3 protein-coding genes and 4 pseudogenes are annotated in these 6,819 nt (G+C 51.4%); 5 read left to right on the top strand and 2 right to left on the bottom strand.

The features are described from left to right. The 3 genes and pseudogenes from AC1DHT_RS29035 to AC1DHT_RS29025 all read left to right on the top strand — a co-directional run. On the top strand, positions 1-189 hold a 189-nt coding region (locus AC1DHT_RS29035), incomplete at its 5' end, for a hypothetical protein (RefSeq protein WP_477750115.1). A gap of 98 nt (positions 190-287) precedes the next feature. Continuing rightward, a pseudogene (locus AC1DHT_RS29030) lies at positions 288-884 on the top strand (DDE-type integrase/transposase/recombinase); the annotation flags it as partial. Positions 885-1,377: 493 nt separating this feature from the next. Further along, entirely contained in the window at positions 1,378-2,775 is a 1,398-nt protein-coding gene (locus AC1DHT_RS29025) for an O-antigen ligase family protein (RefSeq protein WP_427547302.1), read from the top strand. Positions 2,776-3,005: 230 nt separating this feature from the next. Here AC1DHT_RS29025 and AC1DHT_RS29020 read toward each other — a convergent pair. Both AC1DHT_RS29020 and AC1DHT_RS29015 read right to left on the bottom strand, forming a co-directional pair. Further along, positions 3,006-3,113 (bottom strand): annotated as a pseudogene (locus tag AC1DHT_RS29020) (IS110 family transposase); the annotation flags it as partial. A 400-nt stretch (positions 3,114-3,513) separates the two neighbouring features. Then, positions 3,514-3,732, bottom strand: a pseudogene (locus AC1DHT_RS29015) (transposase domain-containing protein); the annotation flags it as partial. A gap of 160 nt (positions 3,733-3,892) precedes the next feature. On the opposite strand from AC1DHT_RS29015, the gene AC1DHT_RS29010 reads away from it, so the two are divergent. Continuing rightward, positions 3,893-4,918: an MraY family glycosyltransferase gene (locus AC1DHT_RS29010; RefSeq protein ID WP_427547300.1), complete on the top strand. Its 1,026-nt coding sequence runs from the start codon at positions 3,893-3,895 to the stop codon at positions 4,916-4,918. A 53-nt stretch (positions 4,919-4,971) separates the two neighbouring features. After that, positions 4,972-6,819 (top strand): annotated as a pseudogene (locus tag AC1DHT_RS29005) (polysaccharide biosynthesis protein); the annotation flags it as partial.

Below are 6,819 nucleotides of genomic sequence, written 5' to 3'. Positions count from 1 at the left end.
ATCATGACGGCCAATGAAGATCTGCTGCCTTGGGAAGTGCTCAAGGGCAAGTTGACGGAGTTGCTGTCTGCGATTGAGCGGGATGATTATTCGCGGGTCCGCCAACTGCTGCGCGACACCGTCAGTGGCTATGCCCCGGACGGCGAGATTGTTGACTTGATCTATCGACAGCGTCGACTGGAACCATGAAAGTGCGAAAGCTGTTGTATTGAGGCAGTGCGCCAGGTTGAGCATGGTTTGACGATAAAAATTAGGTCGAGAATGTCTTGTCATTAGATAAGAGGTGAGCATCCGCCCAGCCCCCACTCCTGATGTCGCGGGAAGGTGGCGAGCAGATCGGGCGATTCAAGGCGCGTGGCCTGATATCCCGGACATATCGAATCGGGAATTTGATGTGCCGGTACCACACCAAATCTGGTGTGGTGACATCACCTGCAACCGGGCGCAGGGAAAATGGCACGTCCTGGTTGTTGTCCTGGATCTCTGTGCACGTCGAATGCTGGGCGGGGGATTGTCGTGCTCATCAAGGCGCTGGATATGGCTTACGAGCAGCGTGTCAGGTCTCAGGGAACGGTGCTTCATTCGGACCAGGGCTCGCGATATGGCAGCCGACAGTTTCGCCAACAACTCTGGCGTTATCGCATGCGCCAGAGCATGAGTTGCCGTGGAAACTGCCAGGTATGCGCCGAGGAAACATGTGTTCAGGAGATTGAAAAACTGAGTGGATACCGAGTGCTGGCTAAATGAAGGCCCAAGAAGCGCACCGAGACATAAGCCTCTATCTGATGCATCGGCACGACTGGATTCGGCCGCATCAATTTAACGGCGGGTTAGCCCCATCTCTGGCTGAGAAAAAATTTAACGTCGTGTCCTGGATTTGTTGACCACTACAAGCCAGAGCGATACGGTTGTACTGATGACGACAAGAATGTCGCTGATCTGGTTGAGGGTGTAACCCTTGTGACTGAGCAAAATGGCATGAGCGTGACTGGGCAAAGTAAGCTTCTCACCTTGCCTGTAGGCGTCCATCAAGGCTTGCAGCTCAGAATCGCAAAGGAGTGGCACGAACTTCATGAACAGAATTCTAAGCATCATAGAGGCGGAGCGTCCATTATGAACGGAAGCTTTCGGCCAGGTACCTAATTGGGAGTTGATATGGGCTAGTGAATGCAACTGTCATCGGTTACCTTCAGGCGGTAGCATAGTTGGGCGTATGCCATGGGAAGGGTAGGCGTCACCAACATGATAGTATAATTTGCCTGCTTGGACATGGCGTTCTTGTTTGCGGTTAAATGCGATGTTTGGTGCCTGGTTAGAAAATAATATTGCATTGGCGTTGTCTTAAGATCAATGTGGTTCTCTAAGAAGAGTGTAGTAATGTATAATGCTTCTGATGTGTTGTTGGATGGGGGGGGCAGGAAACTTGTAGTTCCTGTAATTGCGGCAACATTGTCTATTCCTGTCGTTATGTTTTCGTTGATGGGGTATGACATAAATCCTGCATTCCTACTGGCTCCAGTTATTGCGCTGGCCTTTTTCATAAGGTTCAACAAAGTAAGTGCTGTCTTCGCATTGTCCGCAGCGCTAGGCGGGGTTTCTGTTATTGTTGCAAATACTTTCTCGCCTGACGGTCAGCTAACAAGGCATTTGCTTTCTTTGCTGTTAGTCATGTTTGCGCCTGGTTTTCTTTTTTTAGGAAGATTTCTTGCGGGGCGTGAGGGGGTCGATAGAATTATTTTTTGGTTGTCAGTTTTCTCAACTATATTTGTAGTCGTGATTGCTGCGCGTATTTTTATATTGGGTGAGGCTGTTCGTATTTATTTGGGGCCTCTTGGCTACTCTGCAATGAATGCTGAGTTTTTGGGTGTTCCTGTTTTTGCATCATTTGGCGTGTTAAGTCTCGCTCACCTGATTTGTCTTCAGGCTATTATTATGTGTGGGTCAATAATAAGTACCCGTTCGAATGTCTATGTTCGCTGCTGTTTTGTTGTTGGGCTGGTTTGCTCTTCATTCCTGATTATTGGGAGCGACTCAAGAAGTGCTCAAGTGTTGCTTGTTTGGATTTTGGTCACAGCTATTTTGTACGCCATTCGGAATCCTTCTTCTTGGAAGTTGGTAGGCTTGGTGGTGGCGTCTATCCTGCTCTCGGGGGTTATTACTTATGCTCGTGGCATGAATGAGAATCGAATGCTCGATTCGATAGAAGCAATTACGTCTGAGCCGGTAGAGACTCATGTCGTTGTGGCTGGTGTTTCTTCTGAAGTGGTTGCTGAGCAGCAAACTGCTACGCATCGGGGTGGACATGCCTCTGATGACACAGTTCAGCGTTTGACGAGAAAGGCTGATGCATTTGCGACTGGACGCATTGAACTTGCTGTCGAAGGATTTAAAGAAGTCTTGAAGAGCCCGTTTGCCGGAAATGGATTCTCTGGATATGGTCGATATTCCGTGGGGGATCATTCTAGGTCATTGGCGGAAAATACTTCAACGCATATTTATTACTTAACGTTGCTTTGGAAGGGCGGGTTAATATTTTTTGCTCCCTTTATTGCTATGTTGGTAATTAACTTTAAAGAAGCGTGGTCCGCCCGCCCGCGCACGGATGGCTCACCAGAGTACTTTTTTGCTTGGGGCGCCGTTTTTATGGCATTTGGGCCAATGGCGTTGGCGTGGGATATTCTTATAGTGCCTAGTGCCGGGGCCTTGGCATTTTTCTTGTTTGGTATGCTTAGTGGCTACAAAAATTTTGTTGAAGTGCATGCCGCCAAACTATAGATAAAGAACATATGATTTGGTTAAAGCCCGCCGAGTGCGGGCTTTTTCATGTTTTAAAATTTGACCGTGCGGCGTAGAAAAGAGCGGGGCAAAGTTTTATCAGCCAATCATCAGCGGCGTCCAACGATGCTGAAGGATTCAAAGTTCGTTGTCCCCGGCATTTGTCGGGTAGTTAGATGCGCTTACCCATGCCCTGCCTCCTAAGAACCGGGTATGCACCTACTGCTGGCGTTACCCATTTCCACAGCCAGCAGGCTGGCGGTGATTGGCCCTACATACCGCAGGCTCAGCAAACCATTATCCAGCTCTTTGAACTGTCCATCCAAATAGAAGAAGTGTAACTGCCCCATGAAACCCACCTATCCAAAAATAGGTGGCGCATTCAGCGCGTGAGATCGGGTGTGAAATTAAATCATGCTGGTGTGGGGACCATTCGTGGCAGAGTTACTTCTTTTTTATTGCCTGATATCTACCGTCGTCCCGCCTTTACATTTTTATCGGTGAACGTAAGTGCGGCGAAATACACCCGCGTTGGCCGTTGTCGGTTACCACTGTGACGGTCTGCGGTTGAGTTTCATGACGGTACTGGACAGGTACTCATCACGTGGTGAGTCAAAGCTTGTCCGCGCTCCTGGATGGAGCAGCATCATCGATTTGTGAACCTCCAACGACTCCAGTATCTTCGGACATTCGATAATGTGATGATTCAACGTCACTAATTCATCGACACTCAGATGATCAATATTGATACACATCATGCCTCCAGTTCCAAGGGCGCAACACTTCATGCATTTTCAATGCACTATGCGTGCGGTGCAGTCGCTCCAGTAGGCGGCGTAGCCACGAATAGGGCTCCTGGCCGTTAGCTTTGTCGGTCTCGACCAGGCTGTAGATCTATGCACTGGCTGCGGCGCCCTTGGGCGTATTATTGAAGAGCCGGTTCTTGCGACTGAAAAGAGTGCATTCCTGCCTTTTTTCGTCATTTTGAATACGATGATTCATCCTTTGATTGCCGGAAAACTGTATTGCTGGTAAAGGCTTATGGGGTTCAAGCGCTTAAGTCGCAGGTGACTGAGGCTTTCTATCCACGTTTGTCGTTAATGGACGCCTTTGTTCGATGAGTCTCTGGTTGTCGTTGCCAGTTGTAGTTGGTATTTCCCTGGTCTTGACAGGCGCCCTGCGTCGTTATGCTCTGAGCCGCAGTCTGATGGACATCCCGAATGCTCGTAGCTCTCATTCGAGGCCTACTCCTCGCAGTGGTGGCGTAGCCATTGTTCTGAGTTTTCTGGCGGTACTGCCCGTTCTTGGCTGGTTTGGCGTTGCGAGCTGGGAGCTTGTCTGGGCGTTGCTGGGGGCGGGTGGCGGTATCGCGATAATCGGTTTTGTCGATGACCGTAGCCATATAGCTGTCCGCTGGCGCTTGCTTGGGCATTTTGCGGGAGCTGTCTGGGTACTCTGTTGGTTCAATGGAATGCCGGCGCTGAATATTTTCGGTATCTCGCTGAGTCTGGGGTGGCTGGGAAACGTATTAGCAGCGGTTTACCTGGTGTGGATGCTGAACCTGTACAACTTCATGGACGGAATTGATGGGATTGCCAGTATCGAAGCAGTGTCGGTTTGCCTTGGCGCATGCCTGGTTTACTGGCTTTGCGGATACGACTCCCTAATATGGGCTCCGTTGCTGCTGGCGATGTCAGTTTTGGGTTTTCTCTACTGGAATTTCCCCCCCGCGCGGATTTTTATGGGTGACGCAGGAAGTGGTTTTCTGGGCATGGTATTAGGCGTATTTTCGCTACAGGCCGCCTGGCACAGCACGAGTCTGTTTTGGGTGTGGTTGATTCTGATCGGGGTCTTCGTCGTGGATGCGACGTTCACATTAATAAGGCGGTTTTTGCAGGGTGCAAGGATCTATGAGGCGCACCGCAGTCACGCGTACCAGTGCGCATCACGTCAATTAGGTACGCATTCGATCGTCACGTTGGCGGTATTGACGATAAATGTACTTTGGCTATTGCCGATTGCTTTGTATGTTGAGTTGCTCGGTCTGGATGGCTTGATCGGCTTGGTTGTAGCGTATGTTCCCTTGGTGATTTTAGCGGTGTGGTTTCGTGCTGGAGAGTTGGAGAGTCACGTACAAAACTGATTTTTATCAAGGTGGTTTTGTTGTATAGATTACAAAAGGTAAACGACGGGATTATGGATAAAATACGAGCATATTTGTTGAGCCTTCCGCGTCGACACAAGCGCATTTTGCAAGTCATCACAGACTTCCTGCTGGTTTGGCTCGCCTTGTGGATGGCATTCGTCGTCCGCTTGGGCATCGACGAAATGAGAAATCCGTTTACCCAGCATTTCTGGTTGTTTCTAGCCGCTCCGGTTATTGCGATCCCTCTTTTTATTCGATTCGGGTTGTACCGGGCGGTGATGCGCTACTTCGGCAATGATGCCCTGATCGCGATTATCAAGGCTGTCAGCCTTTCGTCGCTGATTCTCGGGGTCGTGGTGTACTGGTACAGCAACCATCAGAACGTTGTCCCTCGCTCGATCATTTTTAACTACTGGTGGTTAAGCCTGATCATGGTGGGTGGGCTGCGCTTGGCCATGCGCCAGTATTTTCTGGGGGACTGGTTTACTGCGGCGCAGCACGTTCCCTTTACCAATCGCGACAATGGATTGCCCCGCGTTGCCATCTACGGTGCCGGTGCTGCCGGTAACCAGCTGGTTGCCGCCTTGCGCATGGGTCGAGTCATGCGCCCTGTAGCATTTATAGATGATTCCTTCGGCCAATCGCGGGCGTCGCCGCGAGATTCTGGGCTTTCTGGAAGGTTTTCCGTTGCATGTTCGAAGCGTGCCCGGTTTCATGGACCTGGCCAGCGGYCGGGTCAAGGTGGATGACATTCAGGARGTCGACATCGCGGACCTGCTTGGCCGCGAYGCGGTGCCGGCGCAGGGCGATTTGCTCGAGCATTGCATCAAGGATCAGTCGGTTCTGGTCACCGGAGCGGGTGGCTCTATCGGTTCYGAGCTTTGTCGCCAGATYCTSGCGTTGAAGCCGACCACGCTGCTGTTGTTCGAACACAGTGAGTTCAATCTTTACAGCATTCTGTCGGAACTTGAGCAGCGTATTGCCCGCGAGTCGCTATCGGTTCGTCTGTTGCCGATCCTCGGTTCGGTGCGCAACCAGGACAAACTGCTGGATGTGATGAAAACCTGGCATGTGGATACGGTGTATCACGCGGCGGCTTACAAGCACGTGCCGATGGTCGAGCACAATATTGCCGAAGGTGTACTGAACAATGTGATCGGTACGCTGAATACCGCGCAGGCGGCCCTGCAGGCCGGTGTGGCGAACTTCGTGCTGATTTCGACCGACAAGGCTGTACGCCCCACGAATGTCATGGGGAGTACCAAACGCCTTGCCGAAATGACGCTCCAGGCGCTCAGTCGCGAGCTGGCGCCGGTGATGTTTGGTGACAAGACCAACGTGTCCCGGGTCAATAAAACCCGGTTCACCATGGTGCGATTCGGCAATGTGCTCGGGTCTTCCGGTTCGGTGATTCCGCTGTTCCATAAGCAGATCAAGTCAGGCGGCCCGCTGACGGTCACACATCCGAAAATCACCCGTTACTTCATGACCATCCCCGAAGCCGCGCAACTGGTCATTCAGGCCGGTTCGATGGGGCAGGGCGGTGATGTGTTTGTGCTGGACATGGGCGAGCCGGTGAAGATTGTCGAGTTGGCGGAGAAGATGATTCACTTGTCGGGGTTGAGTGTCCGTTCGGACAAAAATCCTCAGGGCGACATTGCCATCGAATTTACCGGGCTACGTCCAGGCGAGAAGCTCTACGAAGAGTTGTTGATCGGTGACAACGTGGCGGCTACTCAACACCCGATGATCATGACGGCCAATGAAGATCTGCTGCCTTGGGAAGTGCTCAAGGGCAAGTTGACGGAGTTGCTGTCTGCGATTGAGCGGGATGATTATTCGCGGGTCCGCCAACTGCTGCGCGACACCGTCAGTGGCTATGCCCCGGACGGCGAGAT

Source organism: Pseudomonas sp. 05N432 (assembly GCF_056396945.1).
The sequence above is the reverse complement of the archived record's forward strand: the minus strand, read 5'-3'. Positions and strand labels throughout refer to the sequence as shown.